The following is a 270-nucleotide window of genomic DNA, read 5'->3' on the forward strand; positions in this document are numbered from 1 at the left end:
CGATGCGCATGAGGGCTTGAAGGCCGCCATCACCCGCGTCGTCGGCGCCACCTGGCAGCGTTGCCGCGTCCACTTCATGCGCAACGTGCTCGCCCATGCCGGCCGCTCGGGCCGCCGCGTCGTCTCAGCCTTCATCGCCACCGCCTTCGCCCAGGATGATGCCGAGGCGGCCCGTCAGCAATGGCGGCGGGTGGCCGACCAGCTCCGCCCCAAGGTGCCCAAGCTCGCCGCCCTGATGGACGCTGCCGAGCCCGACGTGCTGGCCTATAT

1 protein-coding gene is annotated in these 270 nt (G+C 71.1%); it reads left to right on the forward strand.

The features are described 5' to 3' along the window. On the forward strand, window positions 1–270 hold a 270-nt coding region (locus CVH10_RS20880; RefSeq protein ID WP_181244608.1), incomplete at both ends, for a transposase.

It is taken from the genome of Halomonas sp. ND22Bw, from assembly GCF_003011945.1.
Taxonomy (GTDB): Bacteria; Pseudomonadota; Gammaproteobacteria; order Pseudomonadales; family Halomonadaceae; genus Halomonas; species Halomonas halophila.